Genomic DNA, 26,874 nt, shown 5'->3' on the forward strand with positions numbered 1-26,874 from the left:
ATACTTCGTGGGATAGAGGTTTTAAAAGATTAACTATGTCATTATCTCGAGCTGAGAGCTATACGCTCTATCTCCTCTTTCTGCTTGACAGCGTGACTGTTAAGATCGCCGCTTGCTGCCAGGAGAAGCTCATCAGATAGACACTCCTCGATAGATTTTGGATTGTTAAACGCGCAATTTCTAGCTCCTTCGGCTATGAATCTTAGTGCTAAGTCAACTCTTCTTTGTGGGGACACATCTACGGATACTCTATAGGTTATTCCACCGTAGGTTATTCTCGTGGTTTCTTCTCGAGGTGCACTATTTTCTATAGCTCTTACAAGTATTTGTAAGGGGTTTTCACCTGTCCTGAGATATATTATGTCAAACGCTGTTTTCACAATATTATATGCTAAATGTTTCTTGCCCCCGTTTCTCCCAGGACGCATCAGCTTGTTCATTAACCTTTCTACAACAGGTATCTCTGCTTTACCGAACCTTCTATGCTCATGCCTGCCCCCTGTATGCGGAAGCCATACGGGTTTAAGCGATATGTATTTCTTTAGACCAGGATCTCTGACATTAACTCCTATAAAGCTCCATTTACTGAATAATCTTACCTCATCAGCTCTAAGCTCTACATCCGCTAATTCGTTAGACAAGCCAAACACCTCTATCTACACCATACACTCTAAGCATTTAACCTCTTTTAATCTGCCTATTTTAAATCTTCCACGCAAACTCAGGCTATATACCATGTAATTAATAAATGCTCTCTACAAGGATGTATTGAACAAGGAGATGGTTGGGTATAATGAGCTCCTCTAAAGAAAAGGAACTTTTGGAAGCTGTTGATCTTAACACATTCGTTGTAGTAGACAAAGAAGAGTTTGGCTATGTTGGTGTGATAAACCTTTTCTTGGAGAATGGTAAGACATTCACAATGTATTATGTACCCCTAGAAATAGTGTCTGCTCTTAATCAACTAGATAATGAGGAATTGGCTGAGGAGTATGTAGTAAAAAGAGAATCATTATTCGATCTTCTGCCACAGTTAGAGTTCTTTAAAGACAGTGCTCAGAAAACCATAAGGAGAGTATTAATAGACTCTCTAGACGAGTCAACAGGACTGTATACTGCTACCATTGAATTAACCTTTGATACTGTAACTATTCAGAAGAAAATGATCCCCAGTCACGCGATATTCTTAGCGAAAATAGCGGGTAAACCTATTTACATACACAAGTCTCTTGTAGAAGAGGCGGGAGAGCAGAGTTAGTGAAGTAATATAATATGGTCTTGGGGATCATCTTCTAGGTTTCTGCTTCTTCCCTTTTAGCAGTTCTTTCAGGCTAACTCCGTTAACCATTATCACCCGATATCTAACACCTGGAATGTCACCCATCGATCTTCCTCTAGGCCCGCCAATCCCTTCTATTATAACTTCATCGTGTTCGTCTATCATCTTTAAGCCTCCATCCCATGGTACGAATGCTGTGACAACTTTGTTGTTCTTTACAAGTTGAACCTTTACTGCTTTTCTGAGAGCGGAGTTAGGTTGCCTTGCTTCTACACCCACTTTCTCGAGAACGATGCCTCTCGACATAGGCGCCCCTTCTAGTGGGTCTACCTTCAGTTTTAATCCAAGCATTTTAATCTTGAACTCCCTTTGACTCCACCTGAATTTTAGCCTCTTTTTCTTCAATTTTCTAGCTGCAAACAATCCCATAGGAGACTTCTTTCCCGTCAAATCTAGTGCACACCTCTTGACCTGTAAACCGTAATTTTCATTCAAGGTCTAAATATTCTTTCCGCTGTTTTATGCGGTTACAACTATTTTATCGATGTCAAAAAAGCGTTTTAGAATAAGCCGTGCTCGTTTCAAGTTCTTTCCTTCTCTTCCTATAGCCTTCCCTTTATCCGTGTCGGGTACTCGTACATATAATGTCTTCTGGTCTGCTCTTTCAACGAGATTAATGGAAACTACCCTTGCCTCTCTGAATACGTTTTTAACCATGTTTTCAAGGTTATCAGAGTGTTCAACGATCTCTATGTTCTTTTTCAATAGATCGGAGAGTTTCTTGACATTGATTCCTTTCCTTCCTATCGCTCTTCCCATATCTTCCGGACGGACTGTGTAGATTATTCTGTTGAAGTCTTCGTCAACTATGCAATCAAGCACTGTTGTGCCAGTTATGCTTTGAAATAAGGCAATATACCTTAGTTCTTCGGGTCCAAGCTTCCGTTCAGGCACCCGGTTTCAACCCTCCTCGATAGTTTCTAATACCCTGGAAGAGCCCTCATCCAGTACTGCTATCATAGATACTGGATATGGTTTACCAGAGAGAGCTCCAAGTTCAACTGTTGTCCCCTTATACTCATAAATAGGTATATTGCCTAGCTTTGCATAGTACTTTACGCTTTCTTTATACCTAGGCAAAGCGTTTATGGCAACGATTATCATTTTTGCTTTACCGTTTTTCACCATTTTAATGGACTCTTTCGATCCTATAATGAATTTCCCAGTTTTGAGCAGGTTTTTCAGCTCTCTCTCAAAGCTTGCCATACTCTATCACCTACCTACCGCACTTCCTGTGTAAGGATAATCATACCAGTACCCACATTTATAACCTTACCAGCTACAATGGACTCGGTTATTCCCTTAAAGTCTTCTATCTCCCCTCTAGCAGCTGCTCTATACAGATGTTTCTGAGTCTCCTCGAAAGCCGCTCTTGCCAGTGGACTATTTTTCTCTCCTACTATACCTGTTCTACCAATAGCTTTGACTCTACCAGTCCAAGTCATTAGGTCTGCTACTAACATAAGGTGTCTTATATCTACGTCTAGACCCTGTTTCTCTAGCACATCTTGCATTTCTCTGATAATTATGTTCCTAGCAGCCTCTATACCGAGAACTTGTGCTGTTTCTGTAATATCATTAGTGTATGTTCTAGTATAATCTACTCCTTTTACATCGAGGATCTCAGCTAAGTTAGATCCTTCAGTTACTATTATATATTCAACTAAGTTTCCTTCTCTATCTTTTTCTGCTTCTATGGCAACTTTTGTTATTCCTTTTATTCCCTTTATTTTGGTTTGCTTTATTTTATCCTCAACCCTACTCAAGGTACGTATATCTATATCTTCGTTTAGGTATATTGTTAGTGTTGGCGGCTTATCGCCTGTTATCTCTATTTCTCCTATTTTGAGTTTCTTGAGAAGTGGTATGATGTCGTCTAGTGTAACGCCTTTATCATCCATCATTTCCTTATCAAATATTATGGTTATAGTATAGTTTACAATATCTTTCTGAAGTTCACTCATAACTTTCTCAATGGTGGTATATTCTATCTTTCTCGCTATTTCTCTGGCTTTTTCCAGGTTTTTCCTTATCTTTTCACCTAGATATATTCTCATTGTTGGTGTGGAGGGTTTCTTTCTAGCGTCAACTATTTCGATCAGCCTAGGAAGACCTAGTGTGACGTCAAACTCTAGCATGCCAGCATAGTGGAATGTTCTCAGCGTCATCTGTGTACCGGGTTCACCTATCGATTGAGCCCCTACTATTCCAACAGCTTCACCAGGATGTATCTGGCTTGCTAAATATTCTCTAACTACCTCCTCTACGACGACTCTTTTCTTTTTCGCGTCTAATCCAGACGTTTCCAGTTTTTCAACAAGTTCATCATATATTATGGGAGGAAGTATTTCTTCGGCTGCAACTAAAGCAGATTTCAATGATTTAGAAGCCATTTCTTACACCTCCTTGTATTTCTCGATTATCCTGCCTATATCGACAGATTTTCCATGCATCGATCTCATAGGATCCACTAGGTCTTCCCCGTAGGAGAATTGTACAATATTACCTTCGCTGTCTCTAACAGTTCCATCATAGGTTACACGTAGATCCATCAATGCGTTGATAAGTCTTCTCTGCATGTAACCGCTTTGACTGGTCTTTACTGCAGTATCCACTAGACCTTCTCTTCCAGCAGCCGCATGGAAGAATGTCTCAAGAGGATTCAAACCTGATCTGAAGTTGTTTTTAACGAAACCTCTGCTCTCAGGGCTTAAGTCTCCTTTTTCGAAGTGTGATAATGTTCTACCTCTGTACCCTCTTGTTATTCGCTTGCCTCTGACTACCTGTTGACCTAGCATTACGGCCATGTTGGTTATGTTAACATCTGAGCCTCTCGCCCCGGTACGCGCCATTATAAAAACATTATTAAACGGGTCGAGGTATTCAATGGCTTCTTTTCCTGCACGTTCTCTGCCCTCGTTGAGCGTCTGAATTATCTTTAGCTCCAGAGTTTCTTCTATTGTTCTTCCAGGTATAGGTTCTAGTATACCCTCTTGGTATTGTTTTATAAGCTCATCTACGCTTGTGTATGTTTCTTCGATAACTTGCTCAACCTTCTCCTTAGCTTCCGGAGGTATCTCAACGTCACTTAGAGTCATTGTAAACCCTTTAAGCTCTAGCATTCTGATAAACGTTTTGAATACCTTGTCAAAGAATTCTCTAACAAAAGATTCTCCGTATTCTTTGATCATATGATGCACTACATTTTCCGATTGTTGTGCTCCAACCGCTTTCTTATCGAATACACCCTCCAGAAGTTCACCGTTCCTTATCACTATATAGGAATCGAAGAAGCAATCAGGACTACTACATTCGAGTTTACCCGAGTTGATCTTGGCTTTTCCTTGGAAACTAAATCCTTTAGGCAAAAACAAGCTAATTATTTGCTTTCCAGTCCAGTATTCTTCTGGTCTAATAATAGCTGGTTCAGGCAGTTCTCCGCGATAACCAGTTACTGATAATATAAATTCGACATTGTCCCTCGTAAGTAGTGTTGTCTTGCTTGTCAGAAGATAAGCACCGCTAACATAATCCTGGCCGCCTCCTATTATTGGCCCTCCGTATCTAGGTGATAATATATGCTTCTCCACTAGCATTAATTCATATGCCTCAGCTATAGCCTCTGGTAATCGTAATGCGTGTAAGTTCATTTCATCACCGTCAAAGTCAGCGTTGTACGGTGGACAGACGAGAAGGTTTAGTCTGAAAGTTTTGCCCGGGAAGACTCTGACTATATGGGCCATCATTGACATTCTGTGAAGACTAGGTTGTCTGTTGAATAACACTATATCCCCGTCTTCCAAATGTCTTTCAACAATATAGCCGGGTCTGAGGCTTTCCGCTAAAGCTTTCCTGTCCTTGAAGAATCTGAGGTCGATTTTCCTACCGTCATCCCTTACTACATAATTCGCACCTGGCCACTTGTTCGGGCCGTTTAGAACTCGTTTCCTTAGTTTCTCGATGTTGAAGGGAGTGACGTGTTCTGCTATTGTAAGAGTTTTTGCTATTTCTTCTGGCACACCTACCTCATCTATACTTATTAGAGGATCTGGTGAAATTACAGTTCTTGCTGAATAATTAACCCTCTTACCGGAGAGATTACCTCTGAACCTGCCTTCCTTGCCTTTAAGCCTTTGAACTATCCCTTTAAGCGGCCTAAGATTCCTATGTCTTGCAACCGGAACACCTGGCAATTCGTTGTCGAAGAGAATAGAGACATTGTATTGGAGAACATTCCATCTCTCTTCGACGATGCTTTGAGGTGCACCGCTCATGATAATGTTCTTGAGATCGTTATTGGCGCGTATAATAGTGACAAGAATATGCGTTAAATCATCCTCGCTTCTAATTCCAGTCTCTAGGGATATTGGAGTACGGACGGGTAACGGTGGTACGAGTAGGACTGTAAGGACCATCCATTCAGGACGGGCATATTCAGGATCTAATCCTAGTAGTTCAGCGTGTTCATCAGGTATCATTTCAAGCCTTTGCCTTACCTCGTGAGGGTTCAGGAAAATTCTTCCTTCAGGTCTCTCCTCATAGAACTTATATGGTTTATCTAGTATGATCTTGTATTGCTGCTCCCCACAATGTGGGCATTTAGGGGTTTTTGCCGCTTTCTGTATAACGTTTTTAACCAAGTCTTTGGCTAGTCGAGGCCATTTCACTTTCAGTTTCCTGTATAACTCTAAGTCGCGTTTAATTTCATCTTGAGGGAGAAGTATCCTTCCACAAGATCTACAGGTTGATTTCAACATATCATTTATCATGCTAACAAATCCGACGTGAATAACTGGTGCAGCCAGTTCTATATGACCAAAGTGGCCTGGACAAGTAGATGGGGGATTACCACATACAGGGCACCTTTCACCTGGCTCTATGGCACCCATGTGAGGGTCCCTGGGTCCTCCTCTAACAGGAAGCTCCTCGTCGTATAATTTGTCGGTAACTAGTGCTACTCTGCTTAGTTTTCTAGCTTCATCCGGGCTTATGATACCGAATTTGATTCCATCAATAACATAGTCTTCAAACCTCAACACCACAAATCACCCTGTTCTCCCTTTTCCATTTGATGAGTTTGACTCTGTTTCCCTTACTTCACGTTCAACAACGCTGGAGACATCTGAAATTAAGAGCTTAGGTTTAATCATCAGGCTAGTTATTTCTTGGAGAAGGAGTTTGAATGCGTATGGAACTTTTACAGGTACAACATCTCCGTCTGTTCCGTGAATAGGGCACTCAAATTTCCGTTTGTTTGCATTAAACCATGCTATATGCCCGCATTTCTTACATACATACATAATATAAGCATCACTATTCTCTAGCAACCTGTCTCTCAGTACCATTGCAGTACCATGTCCTATCAATGTGTCTCTTTCCATTTCACCAAACCTTAATCCTCCTTTCTTGGCTCTACCTTCTGTGGGTTGTCTTGTTAACATTTGAACAGGCCCGCTGGCACGTGCATGTATCTTGTCTGCTACCATGTGGTGTAGTCTCTGGTAGTAAACTATGCCTATTACAACAGGTTTGTTCAACATTAGACCAGTTCTTCCGTCATACATAATTTCACTAGCATCCTCAGGTAACCCCTTGTCCAGAAGCTCCATTTTGATGTTCTCTACTTTCTCTCCTATAAACGGTGTTCCATCGATAAATCTCCCGGATAGGGCAGCTACCTTACCGGCTATAGTTTCGATGAGCTGTCCTAGCGTCATTCTAGACGGGAATGCGTGTGGATTTATTATTATGTCAGGAGTAACCCCATCTTCAGTATAGGGCAAATCGTATTGAGGGAACATCATACCTATCACTCCTTTCTGACCGTGCCTCGAGGCGAATTTATCTCCTATTTCAGGTATTCTCTCATCTCTTACTCTTACTTTAACAAGTTTGTTGCCATCTATCGTTTGTGTTATAAGTACTGTATCGACTATGCCCTTTTCTTTAGGCCTCATCACTATGCTAGTATCTCTTTTTCTTGCCTGGAAAGGTGAAACCCCAGTGACTAGCTGCTGTTCGGCAGTAAATCTTGGAGGGCTCACTTTCCCTATTAAAACATCCTCTCCGTATACCTTAACTTCAGGAGCAATGATTCCGTCTGAACCTAGATGTCTGTAATGTTCAGGTTGCTTATAATCTATGACTCCTGGTTGTGGGATCGTTATTTCATCTTCTAATCCTCCGGCGTATTTATTCTCAACAGTCGAATATAGACGGAAGAATGTGGATCTGGCAAATCCCCTATCTATAGATGACTTGTTGAATATCAACGCGTCTTCTATGTTATATCCGCTAAATGACATTATAGCTACTACAGCATTTATTCCAGCGGGTCTGTCATTGAATCCTATCAGATCTAATGCTTGGGTTTGTACTAGCGGTTTTTGAGGATAGTAGAATAAGTGTCCGCGACTGTCTGTTCTTAATTTATAGTTAGCGGCGTATAAACCGAGTGCTTGCTTTGCCATAGCAGACTGGTATGTGTTGCGTGGGCTTTGGTTATGCTCGAGGAACGGTATAGTTGAAGCGGCTACGCCGAAAATACCCGGTATCCATACTTCAAGATGAGTGTGTTTTTTGGTCACATCTCCTGGATATAACGCTACATATGTATTTTCCTCTTCTTCAGGGTCGACGTATTCTATTATTCCACCTTTTACTAGGTCTGTGAAACTAGTTTCTCCTTTTTTAATCTTCTCAATATGATCCTTTATGAGCTTTATCTGACCGTTCTCCACGACAATAAGGGGTCTCATTAATCGTCCTGGGTCAGTGTTGACATAGACTTCTCCTATTTTACCTGATTCTATGAAAGCTATGCTTGCTTCGAAGGGTATTTCCCCTTGTCTACGGAGTTTTCTGAACTCCTCAGCTAGTTTCTTACCGTTGGGGTGAAAGCCTAAAGGTATACCATCGAGGAAAACTCTCGAATATTTCCCAAGCGCATCTATTGCTTGAGAGTCATCGTTTTTAGCCTTCTCTAGAACTTCTTCGACAGGTAGAACACCAAGCTTATATAATCTATCTATAAGCTTGGTGTTCTCAATCTCTGTAAGGCCTACGGATATGTATGATAATAATGAAAGGTTTTTGACTAAACCGCAATTCGCGCCTTCAGGAGTTTCGAAAGGACATAGTCTTCCCCAGTGCGTGCCATGTAGGTCTCTCGCCTCAAAGTGGCTTTGCGTCCTAGATAAGCTGGAGACTACTCTTCTAAGATGACTGAGGGATGATATCCAGTTAACACGGTCTAAGGTTTGGCTTATTCCTGTTCTATTACCTGGCCAATTACCTGTTGCTAGGCTTCTCTTTAACATGTCAGTAATTATATCTGACCTAGCTATTTGGGCTAAATGTATCTTTCTACGCTGGCTTATGAGAATTTCCATCTGCTTAGCCATGTTGTTTAGAAAGGTATCATATGCCAGTCTAAAGACCTCTGAAATGAGGTCTCCTGCTAATCTAAGCCGTTTGTTCCCGTAGTGATCCTTGTCGTCTGGTTCACGATACCCTTTCATGAGTTCTATTATACGTCTAATCATGTCAGCTATAAGCAAAGCTTTTCTTTTTCTAACTCTTTCATCGGGTGATCTACCAATGTGTGGCATGAAATAATTGTCAAGTATTTCCTGCGCCCTCTGTATTCTAATATCTCGTGGTTGCCCGCTTGCGACTCTGTTTCCGATAAATTCGAGTGCTTCTTCTCGGCTTCTTATCATGGAGACCTCGAGTAGGGAAAGTATGAACTCGTTCTGGAATTCCGGGTCTGGTGATATTGCCATGAGTATTTCTTTATCGGTTTCTAATCCAAGTGCTTTAAGCAGTATCGCAATAGGTATTCTCCCTCTTATCCTTGTTACTACAGCTTGAAATGTACCGTTAGCCATTCTATCGATCATTATTCTGCTTCTAACACCTTGGCTGAGAGATGAAAGTTTGGCACTATATGTCACTTTGGAAGAAGCGGCAAAGCTACCTCCTCCTACAGATACTAATGGTCTGTTAATGGCTAATTCCTCTTGGGCTACAACAACTTTTTCATTTCCATTGATGATGAAATACCCGCCTTTATCTCTGCTATCTTCACCGAGCTCCGCTAGTTCCTCGTCGCTCTTATCTGCTAGGGGATCTAAGACTGATCTGATCATTACTGGAAGATCTCCGATGTGAACCTCTTCTGGTTCACGTTCAATGCCATTTTCTACTAGGGTCATTTCTAAGTACAGTGGAACACTATATGTTAAGTTCCTTAATCGGCATTCGGTAGGGTTAACACTTCTCTTTGCGCCATCCACCTCTTTCACGAGAGGTTTGCCCATCCTTAATTTGCCAATTTTTACAAAGGTAGAGAACATAAGAGGATGAGGCTCTACTGGTTGACGTCTACCATAGTAGTAATATGGCCTAGCAGGTCCTGGATGAATAGTTTTTCTTGATGCAACTATTTCATAAATGGTTTTCTGTGCAAATCTGTTGAATGACTCAAGATGCTGACGTGATAGGCCTTTTTCCTCTATGAAGGATTTAGCTAAGATGAACAATTCTCTCTGTCCTGGGATCCAATTATTGTCTGATGTCAAACTAAATATCCCCCTAATAAGCTACAACGATTCGATAGACCACGGATTCGCCCGCAGTAGGACTCTTTCGAGTAATCCTAATAATGTTTCCTGGTTTCGCATTCAATAATCTAGCTACGGGATCATTAACACTAATATGAGGAAGCTGGTATGGTTTTACATCGTATTCTTTTAGCACTTTAGCTGCCTCCTCTACGCTAAGAAGCTCGTGTTTCGGGGCAAGCTCGTGATTAAGGATCTTCTTCTTAACTTTGACCTTTGACGGGGTCATCTCTATATAAACCCCCTTCCACCTGCAAACTCAAGAAACGTCTGATATCGGGTTTATTAAATTTGATCATCTCTATGTTAATCCTTGACATATTAGTTCGTAGGAGCCTTGTGGGCGGCGGGTGATGTGACGGGCCCGCCGGGATTCGAACCCGGGACCTCCGCCCAGAGCCCAAAGGCAAGGCACCCGGTCTACGGGTTAAAAGCCCGCCGCTCTATCCTGGCTGAGCTACGGGCCCCTCCATCCTTCTAGGGTATTTCAGTGGGGATATAAAATTATAGTTGAATGATGGCTGGTTTTATTGTTAGGAACAAGTGAACGGTGTTCGGCTTTGGAATTAGAGATTAACGTTGATAGAATTAGGCACTATATTGATGGGCTGGAAACCTCTTTGAACAGAGTATCCAGGCTCTTGAGTAATAGGTACCCTGGTCTTTTGGATGCTATTAAGCGGTATGTGAATGACTCCCGTTATTACTTGGAGAAGGGGGATGCTGAAACAAGTTTAGTGTCGGTAGCTTATGCTGAAGGTCTATTGGATTCTCTTAAGTATATTGGTGAACTAGAAATACAATGGCCTGAGCGTAAGCAGGAGAAGAGGGTTTTTCTTGCAGGGACATTTGATATAATTCATCCAGGTCATATTGAGTTGATGAAGTGGGCTTCAGGACTAGGGAAACTGTATGTTGTTGTGGCTAGGGATGCTAATGTCTTGAAATCTAAAGGGAGGCTCCCAGTGTTGTCAGAGTCTATTAGGCTGAGGATTGTACAAGGCATTAGATATGTTTATGATGCACGTTTAGGTGATGAAGCTGACATATTCGCTCCTATAGAGGATATTCGCCCCGATATAATCGCGTTGGGCCCCGATCAGGCAATATCTGAAGAAGTTGTTGCTGGGGAAGTAGAGAGAAGACTGGGATACAGGCCAGTGGTAACAAGGTATCCCGCTAAAAAGGCTTTCAACGGCATAAAAAGCTCTACAGATATTATCGAGTTGATATGTAAAAACTATTGCGATTTAATAAAAGTTTAAAGAGGGGCATTCCTTTACTGAACCTATATCTTTATTATCTACATTATGCTTGAGTTGCTTTGAGAACCTATCTGCTATAAGAGTAGGTATGGGTATCCTTCCTCTTATCCATGTTTTCCTTGCTATTTCAGCAGCAGTATTAAGAGATATCTTATGTCCTATACTAACGTATATCTTTCTATTTCCTTTGTATATTATATAAGCGATTACCTCGCCAGATTTTTTATCTATAACTCTATCATCTTCTTCCGAACCAGTCAATCGGTGTTTAGCTACACCGATCGATGGAATATTGAATGCTACCCCTACGTGAGAGGCGATACCAAATGCTCTTGGATGAGCTATTCCATGGCCATCAACAAGCAGTAGATCAGGTAGTAGTCCTCTCTTCTTTGCCCAAGTTAGCAACAAAGCTATTGGCGGCATTTCTCTAAATGCAAGTAACCCGGGGATATAGGGCACGCAGGTATAAGTTATAGCATAAAAACACTGTATTAATTTTAGAGTTTGATAGTTGAAAATAGATAGGACAGCTATTCCTATAGTCCTATCGCTAGAGTAGGAGAGGTCTAACCCCCCGATACTTCTGATAGTCCCTATATAGTCATCCTTTAGAACCTTTCTTGCAAGGATTTTTTGGGCATTAAACGCTTTTCTGTAATTGAATTTAGATCGGATGATTTTACACATTCCAGTGGAATTATAGTTGTACACTGTACTCTTTAACCTCTTTGCCACTCACTAAAACCACGTCTATCCCGTCACCGGATAATGAGTCCCTTTTAATCGCAGTCTTTACTGCTTCAACCGCAAGCTTCTCAGCTTCAGTTAGGGCCAGTTCTTCATGGTACTTATCCTCAAGGAGGCCGAGAGAGAGGGAGGCCCCTGTTCCTAGGGCAGCGTATTTCTCCTCACTATATCCTCCAAGACTATCTAGTACATATAGATGAGAACCCGTATAATCGACCCCTCCGACCATAACTTCAGTCAAATATGGTAGCATTTTACTGGAATAAAGAATACTTGAAAGTAATTTTGCCACGCCTTTCACTGATAAAGGAGATTTGCTTGATAGTTTATAGTATTCTAGCTCATGTTTAAGTATGGAGGCAATTGCTTGCGAATCAGCATACATCCAAGCGGCTCCAATCACTATTTTATCAGTTATTACGTGCACCTTTTTTGCTTTTCCGCTAATAACTAAGTTACCGAGGGTATATCTTTTATCAGCAGCTATGATAATGCCTCCATCTACTCTGATACCAACAACAGTCGATCCCTGCACGTACATTCATGAACACCTTAACTAAAAATTCGGGGGAGCCTTGTTAAAACTTTGGCACCTGTTTCCGTAACTAGTATCATATCCTCTATTCGTACTCCAAACTTGCCGTGTAAGTAAACTCCTGGTTCAATAGTAAATATCATTCCCCTTTTGATTACAGTATCTGAGCCCGGTCTTATATAAGGCTCCTCATGTACATCCACACCTACTCCATGACCTAGTCCATGAATAAATTTAGGGCCGAATCCTTGGTTCTCTAAGGCTCTTCTTGCAGCGTTATCTATATCCTTAGCTTTAATCCCTGGTTCTACCGTATCTATAGCCTCTTCAACGGCTTCGTTCACTATTTCTATTACTTTCTTCAACTCACTGTTTCCGCCATAGATCAACGTTCTCGTAGAATCACTGTTATAGTTCTGCTTTACTGCTCCCCAATCAATGAGAACTAGATTATTTCTTGTTAGACTTTTGTTTGTAGGTATTGCATGCGGGTAAGCTGCATTTTCTCCGAAGGCAATTATAGTTGGGAACGCTTCTCTTTCCCCTCCAAGTGCCCGCAGGTGTAGTCCCAGTCTTCCCGCAAGGTATAGCTCTGAAACTCCTTCAGCCATATCATTGACTGTTCTAATAAAAGCTTCTTCAGCTATTTTGATTGTTTCCGTTATAATATCTATTTCTTCAGCCGTTTTAATCATTCTAATTTCACTGATTTCATTTTCAATGGAACCCTTCTTGCATATTTTGCTAAATTTCTCTCTATGACTGCAAGGAAGGCCTCCAAGATCACATAGGACTTCCCCTTCTTCCCCTATTATCTTGGATACGGACGAATAAGGATCATCCCCCAGCACTTTAATATCGTCTGATATAATCATCTCGTTGGCAGACCTATAGAAACCGTATACTTTCAACCAACTGGGGGATTGGTCTTGAAACCTGTAGAATTCTAGGATATTTGTCAGGATGATATGGTTTTGCCTGGCAGGCATAGATATTAGAATAGATCCTATTGGGCTAGGTATGCCTGTAAAATATGTAACGTTAGAAGGATTAGATATTACTATCACAGGGTCTTTCAAACCCTCTTTCTCTACTAGCTTCTCAAGCCTGGAAGGAGATTTCCACAAGTCAAACCACCTGTCTCTTCAAGTAGTTTTAGTTTGATATTAGGGGTTAAAACATAGATTGCACAAATTTGTTGGAATGGTATTTTACGATTACGTATAGAAGTTTGCATGGTATGTGTGTGAAGTAGATTTAGCGGAATCTAGCTTTTGTTGTGACTTTCTTGTTTTGCCATGAGTATCTGCGTATTCTTTTTGATCTGCCGAATCCGCATGCCACACAGTATCCCTTAGCGACATTGAACGAGTTTCTACCGCATCTCCTACATCTTATATGTGTCTTGCTTCTTCCATGCTTACCCATTGAAGGCGTTCCTTTACCCATCACCTACACCTCAGCTTGCCGGGGAGATCATTACGACGTTATCTCCCCTTATTAGTATTATTCCTAGTCTTTTTGTTTCTCCGTTTGACCTGATTTCTTCTGCATCGTGAAGTAGTATGTTCAGGTGTTGGTCAAAACTCTTTAAGGTACCTCTAACCTCTCTACCTCCTTTGAGTCTTATGTATACGGTTTTCTCGAGTGATTCGCTAAGCAGTGTATGCGTGTCAGACAATCTTCTCCACCTATAGCTTCAGTCGTGGTCTCATTACCGTTTTCTAAGGGAAGCTACTATAAAAAGGTATATTCATTAAACCAATTTACTGGGTGAACATGCTGAAATGCCAGCCCAACTGAAAAACAGACACTTGTTATCAAAAAAGGAAAGGAAGAAGCTTCATAGGATTCTTACAGATAAGCTTCTAAGGATACTAGATTACAATAGCTGTAATCTATTAGAGGTTGGTGAATATGATGACGCTGTAGTGTATCTATGTGACTCGCAGTGCTTCATATTGATTGTGGAGTACAGAGGAGAAAACCTTTATGTGCCTTGCTTGAAGAGGCTTTTACAAGTATTTAGAAAAAGCATCTCAATCGGCGATATAGAAGTAGATAGAGGAGCTGTCCAGGCTTTAATGCGGGGAGCAGATTTGATGGCTCCTGGTGTGAGAAGGGTTACTGCATATTTTGACCCCGGTGATATGGTAATAATTATAGATGAAGAGTCGAATGCGCCAGTGTCTGTAGGTAAGGCAATGGTATCTTCTAGGGAATTAGAGGCTATGGTTTCATCCAAGTCCCGTGGAAAGGTTGTCGCTAATCTTCATTACGTGGGAGACAAAGTATGGAAAGAGCTGTAGTTTAGATTAGTAGAGTTTAATCGATTCAAGGAGTTTCGGCGTATAAATTTCAGGCTTTCTGTTTATCACTCCTTTCTCCTCTAGCTTTGTTGCGTCTCTAAATAACAGGTTTTTGAGGGTTTGAATCGCTGAAGGCTCACCGTGATTCAATATTATATTTCTTGGTTTAGGTTTCAGGAACTTGTAAAACATCCGTAGCTCTGATTGACTAGCATGTCCGGAGAACCCCTCTATCCTTTGTATTTCCATTTTTATTTTCAGGCTTTTGACTTTTCCTTCTTCTATGAATTGCATTTCTCGGTCTCCCTCTACTATTCTTCTCCCCAAGGTTCCAGCTGCTTGGTAGCTGACAAAGACTAAGGCATTCTTCTCGTCATCTGCTAGAGCCTTTAGATACTCCACACTAGGCCCTCCTGTTAACATCCCAGATGTTGCTAGTATTATAGCGCTTTTATCTCCCTGCATCAAGGATTCCCGTTCTTCTCTATGGCTTACATATACAGTATTTTCACTGATGAAGGGATTCTCACCCTGATGAAGTATCTTGTTTCTAATAGGTGGAACTAACAGTTCAGGGTAATTGGTATATATAGCTGTTACTTCATATACCATGCCGTCAACATATATTGGTATTTCAAGTATCTCCTTATTCTTCATAGCCTCATTCAATACTACTAGAATTTCTTGGCCTCTACCGACAGCCATTACTGGTATGAGTATTTTCCCCCCTCTTCCAACGACTTTCCTAACCACATCGAGTAATTGCTTCTCTGCTTCTTCCCTTGGTTGTTGTTCTGTAGCTCCGTAAGTTGACTCCATTATAAGGGCTTCTATGCGGGGGAACTCGTGGTTCGCAGGGGGAAGTAAACGCGTGGCTGTATCCCCCTTTATCTTGTAAAACTTGAGGTCTCCCGTGTACAGTATATTGTAAAGCCCCTGTCCAACATGTAGATGCACTAGAGAAGATCCAAGTATGTGCCCAGCATTATGGAATGTAAGTTTGGTGTCAGGAGCTACATCAGTGACGACCTCATAGTCTACGGTTATTGTCCTTGAAAGCATCATAGATATTTCTCTCATACCGTAAAGAGGTTCTTCTCCTTCCTTGCGTGCTAGTTCGATCAGATCTTTCTGAACTAGAACCATTATATCTCTTGTAGGCTTCGTAGCATAAACAGGTCCTCTATAACCGTATTTGTATAGCAGTGGTAAGATTCCAACATGATCTAAGTGTGCGTGACTTATTACGATAGCGTCAAGTTCTTCGATGTTAAATTCGGGCGAATCCAACTTAGGAAACCTATCTACTCCTGATCCCCCAGGGTTTATTCCAGCGTCTAATAGTACTTTGCTTTCGCCAGTATCTACTAGTATAGCTGATCTACCAACCTCGCAGAATGATCCTAGGCCTATTATTCTTACATGTTGCGTTCCCCTGATGGTATCTCTGAATATTCTTTCACCGATTTCTCTGAATGCCTTTTTTCTTTCCGCGGATGATCTAAGCATATGGCTTAGAATACTATTTAAAACGTTACTGATTAACGGCGGTTTCCTATAGACCACCATTCGCCATCCGGTGTTTGCTAGTACTTTATTAATGAACTGCTTGTTTCTACCTGCAGCTTTCCCGGGTTTCTCTGCCCTCACTATAACTTCTCCTAGAACTTCATCGAATTCTATGAGGTTGGGGTCTATACCTGCCTCAGGGTCTACATGATCTAGGACGAATGCCTTGGTTTCTTCCTGTGGTTTCCTGATACTGGGATCTGTTCGTATCACAACTCTTTTCTTAAGTTTTTTTGCTAATTCTTTGATTACATCGCTATTTTTAACTATGAATTTCGGGTTTTTAACATAGATAGCTATTTCGGGGCCTTCGAACTCTACAGTGCTTATATCGGCATTACCTAGGTATTTGTAGATATTTCTCATAAGAAATAGCCTAAGTTTCTTCCCTGTTAACCTCTCGCTCCCACGTGAATCAGTTGATGTCAAACTATTAAGCACCTCTCTCGAGAGATTGATATTCATAACTCATTTGGAATGCATCACGTTTCGGGTCTTAGGAGCTGATGCTATCTCTTAAGGTATGTTAATTGGGGTTTATAAGTGATTAATATTGTTCAGCGAAATAATCTTCTAGGACAGGTTTTAAGAGAACTTAACTGTAAGTTCTCTTGAACCATTTTTTTCTATGACAATGACATCAATACCATCTCCCGATGCAGAGTCTCTCATTGTAGCTGCTTTAATAGATTTCTTTGCTAGTTCAATAGCTTCATCTACGTTTATATTATTTCTGTAACCCTCTTCTAGGACTCCCAAGGCTATAGGGGATCCCGAGCCTGTCGAGGTGAACGAATCTTCTTCTAATATGCTTCCATACCAATCCAAACTATATAGTCGAGGCGAGTCATCGTATCCTCCTACAATTAACTGGACTATGTATGGGAACCATTTGGATGAGAAGAGTATTCTAGCTAAAAGGCTCGCATAGTTCTTTACTTTCGGCCTCGTTTTCGCTGTTATACTATAGTACTCCATTTCAGCCCTTACCGTATCAGCTAAAGACTGAGCATCTGCTACAACTCCGGCTATAGTCATTGCTACGTTATCTGTAATCTTGACTATCTTCTTGACTGTCCTACTAGCTATTAAGTGCCCTGCAGTAGCTCGTTTATCAGCTGCTAGGACGATAGCCTCACTTGCCTTAATGCCTATAGTCGTGGTTCCGTGGAATAGTTCGATTTTCGGGTTTCCAGTAGGGTTTAACTCGTTTCTCCATGCTTCGAACAAAGGATCTCCCCTTGGTAGATGGTTTAGAATGACCAGTTATAATAAAAGTTAGCCATTACAAATAAAGGATAGTGATCCTTCTAAGGATAGAGTATGGAATGAAGGTGGAAGTGTTGGAGGAGCATTATTTTTCCCTTCCCAGAAATCTTGTAGTGGGTAATGGGGTGATTGATAAGGTAGGATCGTATTTTGCTAAACTATGGCCTAAGGGTACTTATGTACTTATAGTGACGGGACCTCACGTATACTCGTTTATTTATCCTAGGGTAAAGGAAAGCCTTGAAGACGCAGGGTTCGATGTAAATTATTTGATTGTTGAAAACCCTACAGTCGATGTAGCTGAGCATGCTGTTGAAGAGATATTGAAATTGAAATACAACGTAGTAGCGGGGTTGGGTGGGGGGAAATCTATAGATGTAGCTAAGTTTGCTTCATTCAAAATGTCAAAGGATTTCGTTAGTATACCTACTGCCGCGTCTCACGATGGTATAACTTCTCCATTCGCGAGTCTTAAGGGGTTTGAAAAACCTATATCGGTTAGGGCTAGTGTTCCACAGTTAATTCTTTTAGATGCGGGTTTGATAGCGAACTCTCCTAAGCGGCTTATAAGATCGGGTATTGGCGATATACTTGGAAAATGGACTGCAGTGCTGGATTGGAAACTAGCTCATAAGCTTAAAGGAGAATACTATGGAGCTTATGCAGCTTCGCTAGCTTTAATGACTGCTAAGCATGTAATAAATAATTCAGATGAAATCGCCTCAATGACTCCTGAAGGTACTAGAATAATTTTAGAAGCTCTAGTTAGTAGTGGAGTGGCTATGTGTATTGCAGGGTCCTCTAGACCCGCGAGCGGTTCTGAACACCTGTTTAGCCATGCACTTGATATTGTTGCCAAACAACCGGCCCTCCATGGAGAGCAAGTAGCATTAGGAACAATTATGATGCTTTACTTGCACGGTAGAAACTGGATGAAAGCGAAGAAAGTCATGGCTCGAGTAGGATTACCAGTGAAGGCTAAAGAGTTAGGAATCAAGGATATTGAGGTAATAAGGGCTCTAACTATAGCCCACAAAATAAGACCAGAGCGATACACTATACTGGGAGAGAAAGGTTTAACGTGGGAAGCAGCTGAAGCACTAGCTAGGAAGACAGGGGTTATTGACTAGTTTCCTCACCGACTTCTGTTTTCTCCTTTTCTCCTTCTCGTTTCTCCTGTTCATATATAATAGAGACCTTGAATGTTAGCTTCTTGGCTTCAGGTATATGCTTCTTTACCTCGGCGCCTAGAACTTTAATATAGAGAGGGATATCTTTGATGTTTAGTACTGACGGTTTTAGCTCTATGATTATTTCTCCATCCTCTATATTTACATTAACCTCCTCAGGGTTGATTGTTAGTCTTCTAGCAACAAGGAATTTAGTTTTTTTCTCCGGTGTATCGGCTTTATCGAGGATTTCAATCTCATAGACGAGTGTTTTACCTGCTAGTGGGTGATTGAAATCCACCTCAACTATTCTATCAGTTACTCTGGTAATGACTCCGAGCTCGCTGTTTATTTCAACGATCTTACCGGCCTCTGGCCTTATTCCTGCTTTCAGGAATCTCCGGACAGGGTATTTCCTTATTTTGGACGGCTCTTTGGGACCGTATGCTTCCTCCGGCGGTATCTCAACAGTTTTCTTTTCTCCTAGGTCCATTTCTTTTAGAGCTTTATAGAATCCTTTGACAAGTATGTTTTCTTCAACAACTATTGTTTTTGGACCATAATACTCGTCTTCACGGTATTTATTCTCTTTTCTAGCTAGTTCAGCGTTTGTTGTTTCAACTAGGTTTCCTTCTTTATCGTGTATAGTATATGATACTAATACTATATCTCCATCTTGTATAGGCATTGTTCTTACCCTCCTGACCTAACGTACCATCCAACATCCTTAATATTTTCTATTAAAAGTTCTTTTCTATCTGCCAGTTTCAGGTATCCCCATCCTAAGGGTTCTCCTTCCCTGCTAAGGATTATAAGGGGGCCTTCTCCCTTAGCTGACTCGATGATATTTTCTCCGAAAATATCCCTACCGTATAGGAAAACTTGTTCTCCTTTCAGCGAGACTCTGGCATACCTGTAATTACCTAGATTGCATTTCCGGGCGATGCGTTTTGCTAGATCTAGGCTTGGGGTTACTTCCCTCTTTTTTATAGTTGCAATATATAAACCAGCGGAGTATGGATTGATTTTTGCATCAAGTATCTCCTTCACTCGCACCCATAGGCTAGTTGATATATTGTATATATCGATATATGGACCACCGTATTGGCCGTAGAGTTTTCCAGGTAGGATTTCAGTGTGATTGCAGCTTGTAACTGTATGTAGTAGATTTAATATCAGCCTGGAATGTTTCTTGGCCAATTCTCTTAGTGTTAGCACTTTTTTCTTAGTTTGCATATGAAGAATCCCTCCGTGTCTAGGGTGTGTGGAAACATTCTTTTACATCTCTTCACTCCTTCATCAAATTTTATTCCACCGTATTCTACTAACCCGTTTACTCCTGGAGCTTTAATATCAACTGGTTCTAGGCACGGATCATTTTCTAGTATTTTCGTTAGGACATACTCATTTTCCTCAACCCCTATTGTACAGGTAGAATACACTATGGTTCCATTAATCCTCACGTTTGCTTTTAGATGGTTTAGAAGGCTGACTTGGAGTTCTGATAAGTAGACTAGATCACTGATTTTCCTGGATTTTTTCCTCAGGGGATCTCTCCGGATTATACCCTCTCCGCTGCAGGGTGCATCTAAGAGTATTTTATTGTATAATAGCGTGGAAGGCACGTTAAGCGCATCCATTCTTATGATAATGTAGTTGGTGAAACCCATTCTGGAGAGGTGGCTTCTCAAGGCTTTTAATCTATCCCTGTTTTTATCTATGGCTGTTAGGAAGGCCTTGTCATGTGTGTACTGGAGTATTTGAGTTGCTTTTCCTCCGGGAGCTGCCGCTGCATCAAGTATGTCTTCACCTGCTTTCGGGTTAAGCACATCTACTGGTATCATTGAAGCGGGTCCTTGAATGTAATAGTATCCCAAGAGGTATTCATGTAAATATCCTATTTTCCCACTACCTTTCTTGGCATAATACCCGTATTTTGTGAACGGTATCTTCTCTAGTTCTACTTCCTTCTCCAGCAGCCGCTTTTTCAGGGTTTCACAATTTATAAGAAAATTATTACATCTAATTGCTTTCGGTAAAGGTTTCTCGTTGGCTTCCAGGAGGTCTATTACCTCGTTATAAGGGAGCATTTGAAGGTATCTTTCAATCATCCACGGTTTATACCCGTATTTCTCTGCTAGTCTCCTGGCTTCTCTGCTCGGTTCCAACGTGAAAATCTGCTTTAAACCTCCATTTCGTTGCTTTATCACTTCTCTCCCTTCCTTCTTCCTTTTTATCTTTAATAGTACAGGTTTCACTCTAAATTGTTTGGGTGCGTGAGGTTTGAAGAGGGGCGTGTTTCCAGGCAGATTTCAGCCACCCCATTACGGTCATGTTAAAGCAATTAAATGGGCATTAGACAAGGTGGTTGATGAACTGATAGTTATCATTGGGTCTGCGCAGGATAGTTTTTCATTGAATAACCCTCTAACTGCCGGAGAGAGATTCTCTCTCTTAGGAAAGCTTCTTGTGAACGAGGCGGGCACTTATCTTCATAGGATAACCATTGTTCCTATTATGGATATAAACAGCAATAAGCAGTGGGTTAGATATTTGGAAATGCTCCTACCTCCCTTTCATGCAGTGGTCTCTGGGAACCCGCTAGTCCAATTATTATTCGAGGATAGCGGATACGAGGTTTACCATCCTCCTATGTTCAACCGTAGTAAGTGTAGTGGAACTCATATTAGGAAAGCTATTATCGAGGGGTCTCAATGGGAGGATTGCGTTCCTGAATTAATAGTTAAGGATTTAAACACTATGGGTTTCGCTGAGAGGCTTAGGAGACTCTCTAGAGGCGATGAGTAGTTGGTGACAAGGGTAATCGATATAGATGGTAGCATGGGAGAAGGTGGTGGTCAGATTTTACGGTTAGCCTTGGCTTTGTCCACTGTTTCAGGTAAACCAGTTAGAGTACATGATGTTAGAGCAAAACGGTCTAAGCCAGGTTTGAGACCTCAACACCTTATTGCTGTTAAAGCACTTTCGCAGATAGCTCAAGCTGAAGTGTCTGGGGCTCATGTAGGTTCAACTGAAGTAATCTTCATACCTAAGGAGTTGAAGGGGGGTTCGTACAGATTTGATATAGGTACAGCTGGTAGTGTATCTCTAGTTATACAAGCTGTGATTTTACCTCTATTATTTGCAAGTGAACCGAGTACTGTGAGGTTATCTGGTGGAACTGATGTTCCAATGGCCCCCCCGATAGACTATATGCGGTATGTTTTTAAGCATAATCTCCGGTTACTCGGCGTGAGCTTCGATATAGTTCTTCATCGTAGGGGCCATTACCCAAAAGGCGGTGGTGTAGTTGAGTTAGTTATAGAGAAAATGGCCTCCAAGTTAAGGCCTTTAAAGGCTATTAGGCGGGGTGGGATACTCGGGATTAAAGGGTTATCCCACGCGGTTAAGCTTCCCTTCCATGTTGCTAGTAGGCAAGCTTTAGCCGCGAGGAATTATATTAGAGAAAAACTGGGGGAAATACCTGTTTCAGTCGAGATTGAACATTACAAGAAGGAATGGGATCCGCATTTAGGCCCAGGAAGTGGAATAGTCTTATGGGCTAATTGTGGAAAAACGCTTTTGGGATCCGATAGCCTAGGAGCTAGGGGGAAGCCTGCTGAGAGGGTAGGAGATGAGGCTGCATCTGTATTAGTTGAGGATCTATCCACAGGAATGGCATTTGATAGGCATATGTCAGACATGTTACCTCCATTCTTGGCATTCACTGGGGGTGTCTCAGAGATAGGAGGGGCTAAATTAACAATGCATGCTAAAACGGTTCTTGAGTTGTTGAAGATTATTTTAGGGGATGAAGGGTTTGAATACGAGTTAGACGGGGAAGTGGACGGACCCTTTTTCTTGAAGCTGAAAGGCGTAAAGCCTTTTTCAAGGGGATGAAAAACTATTCTCCAGAACATTTGTCTACAAGTTCTTCGAGTAATTTATGAACTGATTGAGGGTCGCTGGCTTTCACTGAATAAGGAGTTACTCCTGCTTTAGCTTTGATGAGTTCGTGGGTGTTGGAGAGTGTTTTCCGGGAGACTAAGTCTATTTTCGATATCGTATAAACGAACGGTTTGTTTCCAGTTATACTCTTTACATCATCCGCTATTTCTAGTTGTACCCCTATGGGATAGGAGGCAGTTTCCGTGGGATCTAGGAGGAATATGACTATGCCAGTAAGGTGTTTTAATGCCATAATAGCTTTTAATTCAATTTCATTCCTTTCTTCTAGTTTCCGGTCAAGAAGCCCTGGCGTATCTATGAGTTGAATGTCTTTTCCCCGTATATTCGTGTGCCCTACGTGTATCTCTCTTGTTGTGAAGGGATATTCTGCGATGTTGATTCTGGCCCTGGAGGCTGATGCTACAAAGCTGGATTTACCCACACTAGGAGGTCCTGCAACTATAATTGTAGGTAAGGATGGGTTTATTCCTGGTAGATGAGAAAGGTAAACAACAAGGTTTTTCAAGTATAGTAACCCTTTGCTGCATCTTTTAATAGGGGATAGCATTCTACCCCTGGCTTCACTGGCTTTTTTCTTAATGGTTTTCCTCTCTTCTTGTGCCATAAGTATATACCGGTATTTCTTGGCAAAATATTGTGCTATTTTACGTGCTTTGAAGACGCATTCTATGTATTTGTAAACCTTGTTTTCATCGAATTCTAGGAATATAAGACTCCTGTAAAATGGATGCAGTGTTTTCAGCAAGTGGTATAGTTCTTTTACGAAGCTTGTTTTAGATTCAATAGTGTCAGCTATCATTTGTAGACGTGCTAATTCCATTTCTAGTATTGGGAGGTTTCTCCCAACTTTCTCGTACCTTCTCTTCATTCTTGTTAATAGTTCCTTGTATTCAGGTACCTGTATATGTTCTGCTTTCTCTGGAGGTGTAATCGTCTCAAGCCTATTATTCATTTAAGATTCCCAGATGTGTATCGCTAGTATAGTAGTTAAACAGTTTTCTAAGGTTTTTCTCACTTAAATAAAACCGTGATGCAGCTTCCTTTACTGCTCTTGAGAGGGGTTTTCCCCGTTTATTGTATAGATATAATGCGTATGCTAGGCCAAGTCTCACTCTAATACTCCTACCTATAAGTAAAGAATGGTCTTCTAGTTTTCTAAGGTATTCCTCTATGAACGGTTGTTCTTCTTTTAGAAGTTTCCAAGTGTTCAAGGCTACATAAGAGGCAATATGTACCGGTTTGCCATTTTTCCACACCATTCTATTGAATCTCGGTTTGGCATCGCTTTTTTTCATGTTAAACCTGCTCTTTAACCTAGTGGTTTTTCTAGCTTCATTCATTTCGTATTCTGTTATGTTCTCTTCTATAACAGAGCCGCAATCCGCGCATATTATTGTGCCTGTCCAATAGTCTGTAACCAGATTTTTTGAACCGCAGTAGGGGCATTTTGTGACTACCATTAATCATTCCCTGTTGTTCTGTGCTGTCAAACTATAGATGGCTCTATAGGTTATCACATTATCCTAGTTAGAGGGTTCATTGTAACTGTTTCCATGGCTTGTGAGTGTGTTAGGTTTTATAGCCCTCCAGTGACCCGTATTCATTTTGGAGCAGTGGATTGCGGGGGTGCCCGAGCGGCCCAAGGGGGCGGGCTCAAGACCCGTTGGCGTAGGCCAGCGTGGGTTCGAATCCCACCCCCCGCACCATTTAGAGCTGTTTAGGGTGTTTGCTTTGGTTAACTATACGCTTCCAAGCCTGAGCGAGGAGGAAGCCTCGCTTATAGATAGGGAGAACAATGTTCCTTCAAGTATTTTGTCGAGGCTAGAGTTGTCTGGCTTACTAGGCCCTTATACGGGTGTTGAGACCGCTAAGGGGAGAATCGAGTCTGTAAGGGTGTTGGCTAGAGATTCTGTTGGATTGGCGAGTGTTGTACTCATAAATCTGAGCGTTCAGTTCCTATTATATCATGTTGTAGGTTATACTGGGGACGGTTTAGCTATAGAAGTCTTAAGCCGAGGGTTATCTGCTGTTTCCCTGACTGAAAAAGGAGGGGGAAGCGATCTTGCTAGAAATGTAACTGTTAAAGCAGAAGGAGCTGGAGGCAGTTATTGTTTGAATGGTGAGAAAATATTTACGAGCAATGGCTTATATGCGGACTACTTCCTGGTTCTTGCCTTATACAATGGTGAACCTTCACTATTCCTGACGGATGATAAGAGCTCTATAGAGGTGGAGCCGCTTAATCTTTCGTCATTTAGGGGTGCTGGCATTTCTAGAGTACTATATAAATGTGCAAGAGCAGTTAGATTAGGCGAGGGAAAAGCATTGGGAACAGTTCTTCAGGCTATAAATCTAGGTAGACTAGGGTATGCTGCCATAGGTGTAGGAATAGCTGAAGGAGCTCTTTTTGATGCATTTGAATATGCTAAGAGTAGGAGCGCTTTCGGCAAGAGTCTCAAGGATTTTCAGGGCATTCAATGGATGATAGCTGATGCCTACTCGAGGCTTGAGTCTGTAAGGGCGTTATACAAACAGGCAGTGGATCAGCTTCCTAATATAGATCCTGTAGATGCTGCTGTATTGAAGAATGAGGCAGCTCACATAGCACAGAAAGCTGCTTGGATAGATGTGGAGATACATGGTGGAAGGGGACTAGAATTTCACTCTAAGCCTGAGAGACTCTACAGAGATTCGAGGGCGTTAGATATAGGTGAGGGAGCCAGAGAAGTGTTGAGGACGTACATAGCCTCAAGTATTACTAGAAATCCCGGCCTTATCACGAGGTAGTTTGTTGAAAATGCTAAGATACTCTCTTTTCACATCTTCCTTAACCAGATGCAGGTAAACCTGGGTAATCTTGATATCACTATGCCCGAGAATCCTCTGTAGTGCAGGTAAACTCATTCCCCTTCTAAGAGCCTCTGTAGCAAAAGTATGCCTTAGCACATGAGGCCTAACCTTCTCAACGGGAAGCCCAGCGTCTCTAGCGAGTCTCTTGAGCCTCTTGTATAATGCTTGGTATGATAATTGGATAATTTTTTCCTCGGAACTAAGCCTCTTTAAGTCTATATACTCTTGGAGAACACTTCCACTCTCCTCCCCCAAGAACACTATCCTCTCTTTTCCGTACTTAGCGTTCCGAACTACAATTTCTCCAGAATCAAAGTCTATATCTTCGACTTTCAATCCTAGAAGCTCACTGCTACGTAAACCTGTTTCAGCTAGCAATAAAACAATGACTCTATCAAGCAAATCTCTAGAAGCTCTAAGTAATCTAACAATGTCATCCCACCTTAAAACATCGCTAATGCCGTTCATAGGCCTTGGAACTCTAGGTGCACGGAGCTTAATTCCACACCAGGAGAGGAATCTCCTGACAAACATGTAATAATAGTGAAGTGTGACAATGGCACTTTTGCCTTTTGACTTACTCCTGGAAAATCCATTTCTCCTCCGAGCAACAAGCCAATCTCTAAGCCTCTTAGCAGCATCGGAGCATTTCACATCCTCACCTACAAACCTGGCGAAATCGAGTAAAGCTGCCCTATAAACTTTGAGGGTTCTTTTACTAGCACCAGCTAACTCTAGTGCCAATAGATATTCGTCTATGGCTTTTCTAACTCCTAGATCCTCGACTTCGGGAGGAGCCTCTCCAGGGTCAAGTCTACTCGGCAAAATTAAACCCTAAGAGGAGATTCATCCATAACAACGATTAATCATTACAACAAGGTAATACAAAGATGAAGCGCCGTTTTAGGGTTTTGAAGCCCAGACTACAAAGGCCGACTCCAATGTGGCAAGAGGCTTAATCCCAGCCTCTCAGCCCTGGCTAGAGTCCCACAGCGGGCCACGCGTGCCATAATAGCGTGCAACCCGCCCCCAGGTGCGCCCAACAGCCTCGGGCGATTGGGAGTGGTGAGCTCAACCTCTCGGGCGAACCCTCGAGGCTTACACCCCCACCCCATCAAACCCGTCTTCTACGGGAGCCCTCGCCGCTACCGGGAAACCCCAGTAGCAGATGGCCGCCTCTTTTCGGGGAGGGGTTCCCGCTTAGATGCTTTCAGCGGTTACCCCCT

The 26,874-nt window shown here is 41.8% G+C and carries 28 protein-coding genes, 2 tRNA genes and 1 rRNA gene; 8 read left to right on the forward strand and 23 right to left on the reverse strand.

What is annotated here, in order from left to right; genetic code table 11:
• Positions 1 to 41: 41 nt before the first annotated feature.
• Positions 42 to 641 carry a 30S ribosomal protein S7 gene (locus tag F7B60_07790; GenBank protein ID MCE4615407.1) on the reverse strand — a complete coding sequence of 200 codons (600 nt, stop codon included), beginning with the start codon at positions 639 to 641 and terminating at the stop codon, positions 42 to 44.
• A 152-nt stretch (positions 642 to 793) separates the two neighbouring features.
• On the opposite strand from F7B60_07790, the gene F7B60_07795 reads away from it, so the two are divergent.
• Positions 794 to 1,258 (forward strand): DUF151 domain-containing protein, encoded by a 465-nt coding sequence (locus F7B60_07795; GenBank protein MCE4615408.1) that lies wholly within the window; start codon positions 794 to 796, stop codon positions 1,256 to 1,258.
• Between the two features lie 27 nt (positions 1,259 to 1,285).
• On the opposite strand, the gene F7B60_07800 is transcribed toward F7B60_07795, so the two are convergent.
• From F7B60_07800 to F7B60_07835, 8 genes are all read right to left on the reverse strand, one after another.
• Positions 1,286 to 1,708, reverse strand: a complete 423-nt coding sequence (locus tag F7B60_07800; protein MCE4615409.1) for a 30S ribosomal protein S12 — start codon at positions 1,706 to 1,708, stop codon at positions 1,286 to 1,288.
• A 90-nt stretch (positions 1,709 to 1,798) separates the two neighbouring features.
• Positions 1,799 to 2,233 (reverse strand): NusA-like transcription termination signal-binding factor, encoded by a 435-nt coding sequence (locus tag F7B60_07805; protein MCE4615410.1) that lies wholly within the window; start codon positions 2,231 to 2,233, stop codon positions 1,799 to 1,801.
• Between the two features lie 6 nt (positions 2,234 to 2,239).
• Positions 2,240 to 2,545 (reverse strand): 50S ribosomal protein L30e, encoded by a 306-nt coding sequence (locus F7B60_07810; protein MCE4615411.1) that lies wholly within the window; start codon positions 2,543 to 2,545, stop codon positions 2,240 to 2,242.
• Between the two features lie 14 nt (positions 2,546 to 2,559).
• Complete coding sequence (rpoA2, locus tag F7B60_07815; protein MCE4615412.1) at positions 2,560 to 3,732, reverse strand: DNA-directed RNA polymerase subunit A''; 1,173 nt, start codon at positions 3,730 to 3,732, stop codon at positions 2,560 to 2,562.
• A gap of 3 nt (positions 3,733 to 3,735) precedes the next feature.
• Complete coding sequence (gene rpoA1, locus F7B60_07820) at positions 3,736 to 6,375, reverse strand: DNA-directed RNA polymerase subunit A' (GenBank protein ID MCE4615413.1); 2,640 nt, start codon at positions 6,373 to 6,375, stop codon at positions 3,736 to 3,738.
• A gap of 9 nt (positions 6,376 to 6,384) precedes the next feature.
• A complete protein-coding gene (locus tag F7B60_07825) occupies positions 6,385 to 9,921 on the reverse strand; it encodes a DNA-directed RNA polymerase subunit B (protein MCE4615414.1) in 3,537 nt (1,178 codons plus the stop codon).
• A gap of 13 nt (positions 9,922 to 9,934) precedes the next feature.
• Positions 9,935 to 10,192, reverse strand: a complete 258-nt coding sequence (locus F7B60_07830) for a DNA-directed RNA polymerase subunit H (protein ID MCE4615415.1) — start codon at positions 10,190 to 10,192, stop codon at positions 9,935 to 9,937.
• Between the two features lie 130 nt (positions 10,193 to 10,322).
• Positions 10,323 to 10,430, reverse strand: a tRNA-Lys gene (locus F7B60_07835).
• 93 nt (positions 10,431 to 10,523) lie between these two features.
• On the opposite strand from F7B60_07835, the gene F7B60_07840 reads away from it, so the two are divergent.
• Positions 10,524 to 11,228, forward strand: a complete 705-nt coding sequence (locus F7B60_07840) for a cytidylyltransferase family protein (protein MCE4615416.1) — start codon at positions 10,524 to 10,526, stop codon at positions 11,226 to 11,228.
• Here F7B60_07840 and F7B60_07845 read toward each other — a convergent pair.
• From F7B60_07845 to F7B60_07865, 5 genes are all read right to left on the reverse strand, one after another.
• A complete protein-coding gene (locus F7B60_07845; protein ID MCE4615417.1) occupies positions 11,214 to 11,966 on the reverse strand; it encodes an endonuclease V in 753 nt (250 codons plus the stop codon). The genes F7B60_07840 and F7B60_07845 overlap by 15 nt on opposite strands.
• Entirely contained in the window at positions 11,929 to 12,519 is a 591-nt protein-coding gene (locus tag F7B60_07850) for a proteasome subunit beta (protein MCE4615418.1), read from the reverse strand. Before F7B60_07850 ends, F7B60_07845 begins: the two co-directional genes overlap by 38 nt.
• An 11-nt stretch (positions 12,520 to 12,530) precedes the next feature.
• Positions 12,531 to 13,640 (reverse strand): aminopeptidase P family protein, encoded by a 1,110-nt coding sequence (locus tag F7B60_07855; GenBank protein MCE4615419.1) that lies wholly within the window; start codon positions 13,638 to 13,640, stop codon positions 12,531 to 12,533.
• A gap of 130 nt (positions 13,641 to 13,770) precedes the next feature.
• The gene (locus F7B60_07860) at positions 13,771 to 13,962 is read right to left on the reverse strand and encodes a 50S ribosomal protein L37e (protein ID MCE4615420.1); all 192 of its coding nucleotides are present in this window, start codon (positions 13,960 to 13,962) and stop codon (positions 13,771 to 13,773) included.
• Between the two features lie 10 nt (positions 13,963 to 13,972).
• Entirely contained in the window at positions 13,973 to 14,194 is a 222-nt protein-coding gene (locus F7B60_07865; GenBank protein ID MCE4615421.1) for an RNA-binding protein, read from the reverse strand.
• A gap of 106 nt (positions 14,195 to 14,300) precedes the next feature.
• Here F7B60_07865 and F7B60_07870 point away from each other — a divergent pair, with 106 nt between their 5' ends.
• Complete coding sequence (locus tag F7B60_07870) at positions 14,301 to 14,822, forward strand: DUF1947 domain-containing protein (protein ID MCE4615422.1); 522 nt, start codon at positions 14,301 to 14,303, stop codon at positions 14,820 to 14,822.
• A gap of 6 nt (positions 14,823 to 14,828) precedes the next feature.
• Here F7B60_07870 and F7B60_07875 read toward each other — a convergent pair whose 3' ends face one another.
• Together F7B60_07875 and psmB are read right to left on the reverse strand one after the other, a co-directional pair.
• Positions 14,829 to 16,820 (reverse strand): beta-CASP ribonuclease aCPSF1, encoded by a 1,992-nt coding sequence (locus F7B60_07875; GenBank protein MCE4615423.1) that lies wholly within the window; start codon positions 16,818 to 16,820, stop codon positions 14,829 to 14,831.
• Between the two features lie 156 nt (positions 16,821 to 16,976).
• Positions 16,977 to 17,573 (reverse strand): archaeal proteasome endopeptidase complex subunit beta, encoded by a 597-nt coding sequence (gene psmB / locus F7B60_07880; GenBank protein MCE4615424.1) that lies wholly within the window; start codon positions 17,571 to 17,573, stop codon positions 16,977 to 16,979.
• A gap of 161 nt (positions 17,574 to 17,734) precedes the next feature.
• On the opposite strand from psmB, the gene F7B60_07885 reads away from it, so the two are divergent.
• Complete coding sequence (locus tag F7B60_07885) at positions 17,735 to 18,790, forward strand: NAD(P)-dependent glycerol-1-phosphate dehydrogenase (protein MCE4615425.1); 1,056 nt, start codon at positions 17,735 to 17,737, stop codon at positions 18,788 to 18,790.
• Here F7B60_07885 and F7B60_07890 read toward each other — a convergent pair.
• From F7B60_07890 to F7B60_07900, 3 genes are read right to left on the reverse strand one after another with little or no spacing between them, the layout of a single operon-like run.
• Entirely contained in the window at positions 18,780 to 19,517 is a 738-nt protein-coding gene (locus tag F7B60_07890) for a peptidylprolyl isomerase (protein ID MCE4615426.1), read from the reverse strand. The genes F7B60_07885 and F7B60_07890 overlap by 11 nt on opposite strands.
• Positions 19,518 to 19,522: 5 nt before the next feature.
• A complete protein-coding gene (locus F7B60_07895) occupies positions 19,523 to 20,065 on the reverse strand; it encodes a hypothetical protein (protein ID MCE4615427.1) in 543 nt (180 codons plus the stop codon).
• Positions 20,041 to 21,039 carry an RsmB/NOP family class I SAM-dependent RNA methyltransferase gene (locus F7B60_07900; protein ID MCE4615428.1) on the reverse strand — a complete coding sequence of 333 codons (999 nt, stop codon included), beginning with the start codon at positions 21,037 to 21,039 and terminating at the stop codon, positions 20,041 to 20,043. The genes F7B60_07895 and F7B60_07900 overlap by 25 nt, the downstream gene beginning before the upstream one ends.
• 73 nt (positions 21,040 to 21,112) lie before the next feature.
• Here F7B60_07900 and F7B60_07905 point away from each other — a divergent pair, with 73 nt between their 5' ends.
• Together F7B60_07905 and F7B60_07910 are read left to right on the forward strand one after the other, a co-directional pair.
• A complete protein-coding gene (locus tag F7B60_07905; protein MCE4615429.1) occupies positions 21,113 to 21,637 on the forward strand; it encodes a nicotinamide-nucleotide adenylyltransferase in 525 nt (174 codons plus the stop codon).
• A 33-nt stretch (positions 21,638 to 21,670) separates the two neighbouring features.
• Positions 21,671 to 22,729 (forward strand): RNA 3'-terminal phosphate cyclase, encoded by a 1,059-nt coding sequence (locus tag F7B60_07910; GenBank protein MCE4615430.1) that lies wholly within the window; start codon positions 21,671 to 21,673, stop codon positions 22,727 to 22,729.
• 4 nt (positions 22,730 to 22,733) lie between these two features.
• Here the strand turns inward: F7B60_07910 and F7B60_07915 are convergent, their stop codons facing one another.
• Both F7B60_07915 and F7B60_07920 read right to left on the reverse strand, forming a co-directional pair.
• Positions 22,734 to 23,750 (reverse strand): 50S ribosome-binding GTPase, encoded by a 1,017-nt coding sequence (locus tag F7B60_07915; protein ID MCE4615431.1) that lies wholly within the window; start codon positions 23,748 to 23,750, stop codon positions 22,734 to 22,736.
• The gene (locus F7B60_07920; GenBank protein ID MCE4615432.1) at positions 23,743 to 24,258 is read right to left on the reverse strand and encodes a TFIIB-type zinc ribbon-containing protein; all 516 of its coding nucleotides are present in this window, start codon (positions 24,256 to 24,258) and stop codon (positions 23,743 to 23,745) included. Before F7B60_07920 ends, F7B60_07915 begins: the two co-directional genes overlap by 8 nt.
• A 160-nt stretch (positions 24,259 to 24,418) precedes the next feature.
• Here F7B60_07920 and F7B60_07925 point away from each other — a divergent pair.
• Both F7B60_07925 and F7B60_07930 read left to right on the forward strand, forming a co-directional pair.
• A tRNA-Leu gene (locus tag F7B60_07925) sits at positions 24,419 to 24,504 on the forward strand.
• A gap of 25 nt (positions 24,505 to 24,529) precedes the next feature.
• Positions 24,530 to 25,585, forward strand: a complete 1,056-nt coding sequence (locus F7B60_07930) for an acyl-CoA/acyl-ACP dehydrogenase (protein MCE4615433.1) — start codon at positions 24,530 to 24,532, stop codon at positions 25,583 to 25,585.
• On the opposite strand, the gene F7B60_07935 is transcribed toward F7B60_07930, so the two are convergent.
• Together F7B60_07935 and F7B60_07940 are read right to left on the reverse strand one after the other, a co-directional pair.
• Complete coding sequence (locus tag F7B60_07935; GenBank protein MCE4615434.1) at positions 25,547 to 26,473, reverse strand: tyrosine-type recombinase/integrase; 927 nt, start codon at positions 26,471 to 26,473, stop codon at positions 25,547 to 25,549. The genes F7B60_07930 and F7B60_07935 overlap by 39 nt on opposite strands.
• Before the next feature lie 211 nt (positions 26,474 to 26,684).
• Positions 26,685 to 26,874 (reverse strand): 23S ribosomal RNA (locus F7B60_07940); the annotation flags it as partial.

It is taken from the genome of Candidatus Tiamatella incendiivivens, assembly GCA_015522635.1.
In the GTDB taxonomy this organism is placed as follows: Archaea; Thermoproteota; Thermoprotei_A; order Sulfolobales; family Acidilobaceae; genus Tiamatella; species Tiamatella incendiivivens.

Coding starts and splice junctions, on each gene's coding strand:
- F7B60_07830 (MCE4615415.1), bottom strand. CDS start 10,192: ATGACCCCGTCAAAGGTCAAAGTTAAGAAGAAGATCCTTAATCACGAG.
- F7B60_07910 (MCE4615430.1), top strand. CDS start 21,671: ATGGGAGAAGGTGGTGGTCAGATTTTACGGTTAGCCTTGGCTTTGTCC.
- F7B60_07915 (MCE4615431.1), bottom strand. CDS start 23,750: ATGAATAATAGGCTTGAGACGATTACACCTCCAGAGAAAGCAGAACAT.
- F7B60_07810 (MCE4615411.1), bottom strand. CDS start 2,545: ATGGCAAGCTTTGAGAGAGAGCTGAAAAACCTGCTCAAAACTGGGAAA.
- F7B60_07795 (MCE4615408.1), top strand. CDS start 794: ATGAGCTCCTCTAAAGAAAAGGAACTTTTGGAAGCTGTTGATCTTAAC.
- F7B60_07800 (MCE4615409.1), bottom strand. CDS start 1,708: ATGGGATTGTTTGCAGCTAGAAAATTGAAGAAAAAGAGGCTAAAATTC.
- F7B60_07850 (MCE4615418.1), bottom strand. CDS start 12,519: ATGTACGTGCAGGGATCGACTGTTGTTGGTATCAGAGTAGATGGAGGC.
- F7B60_07920 (MCE4615432.1), bottom strand. CDS start 24,258: ATGGTAGTCACAAAATGCCCCTACTGCGGTTCAAAAAATCTGGTTACA.
- F7B60_07860 (MCE4615420.1), bottom strand. CDS start 13,962: ATGGGTAAAGGAACGCCTTCAATGGGTAAGCATGGAAGAAGCAAGACA.
- F7B60_07870 (MCE4615422.1), top strand. CDS start 14,301: ATGCCAGCCCAACTGAAAAACAGACACTTGTTATCAAAAAAGGAAAGG.
- F7B60_07895 (MCE4615427.1), bottom strand. CDS start 20,065: ATGCAAACTAAGAAAAAAGTGCTAACACTAAGAGAATTGGCCAAGAAA.
- rpoA2 (MCE4615412.1), bottom strand. CDS start 3,732: ATGGCTTCTAAATCATTGAAATCTGCTTTAGTTGCAGCCGAAGAAATA.
- F7B60_07890 (MCE4615426.1), bottom strand. CDS start 19,517: ATGCCTATACAAGATGGAGATATAGTATTAGTATCATATACTATACAC.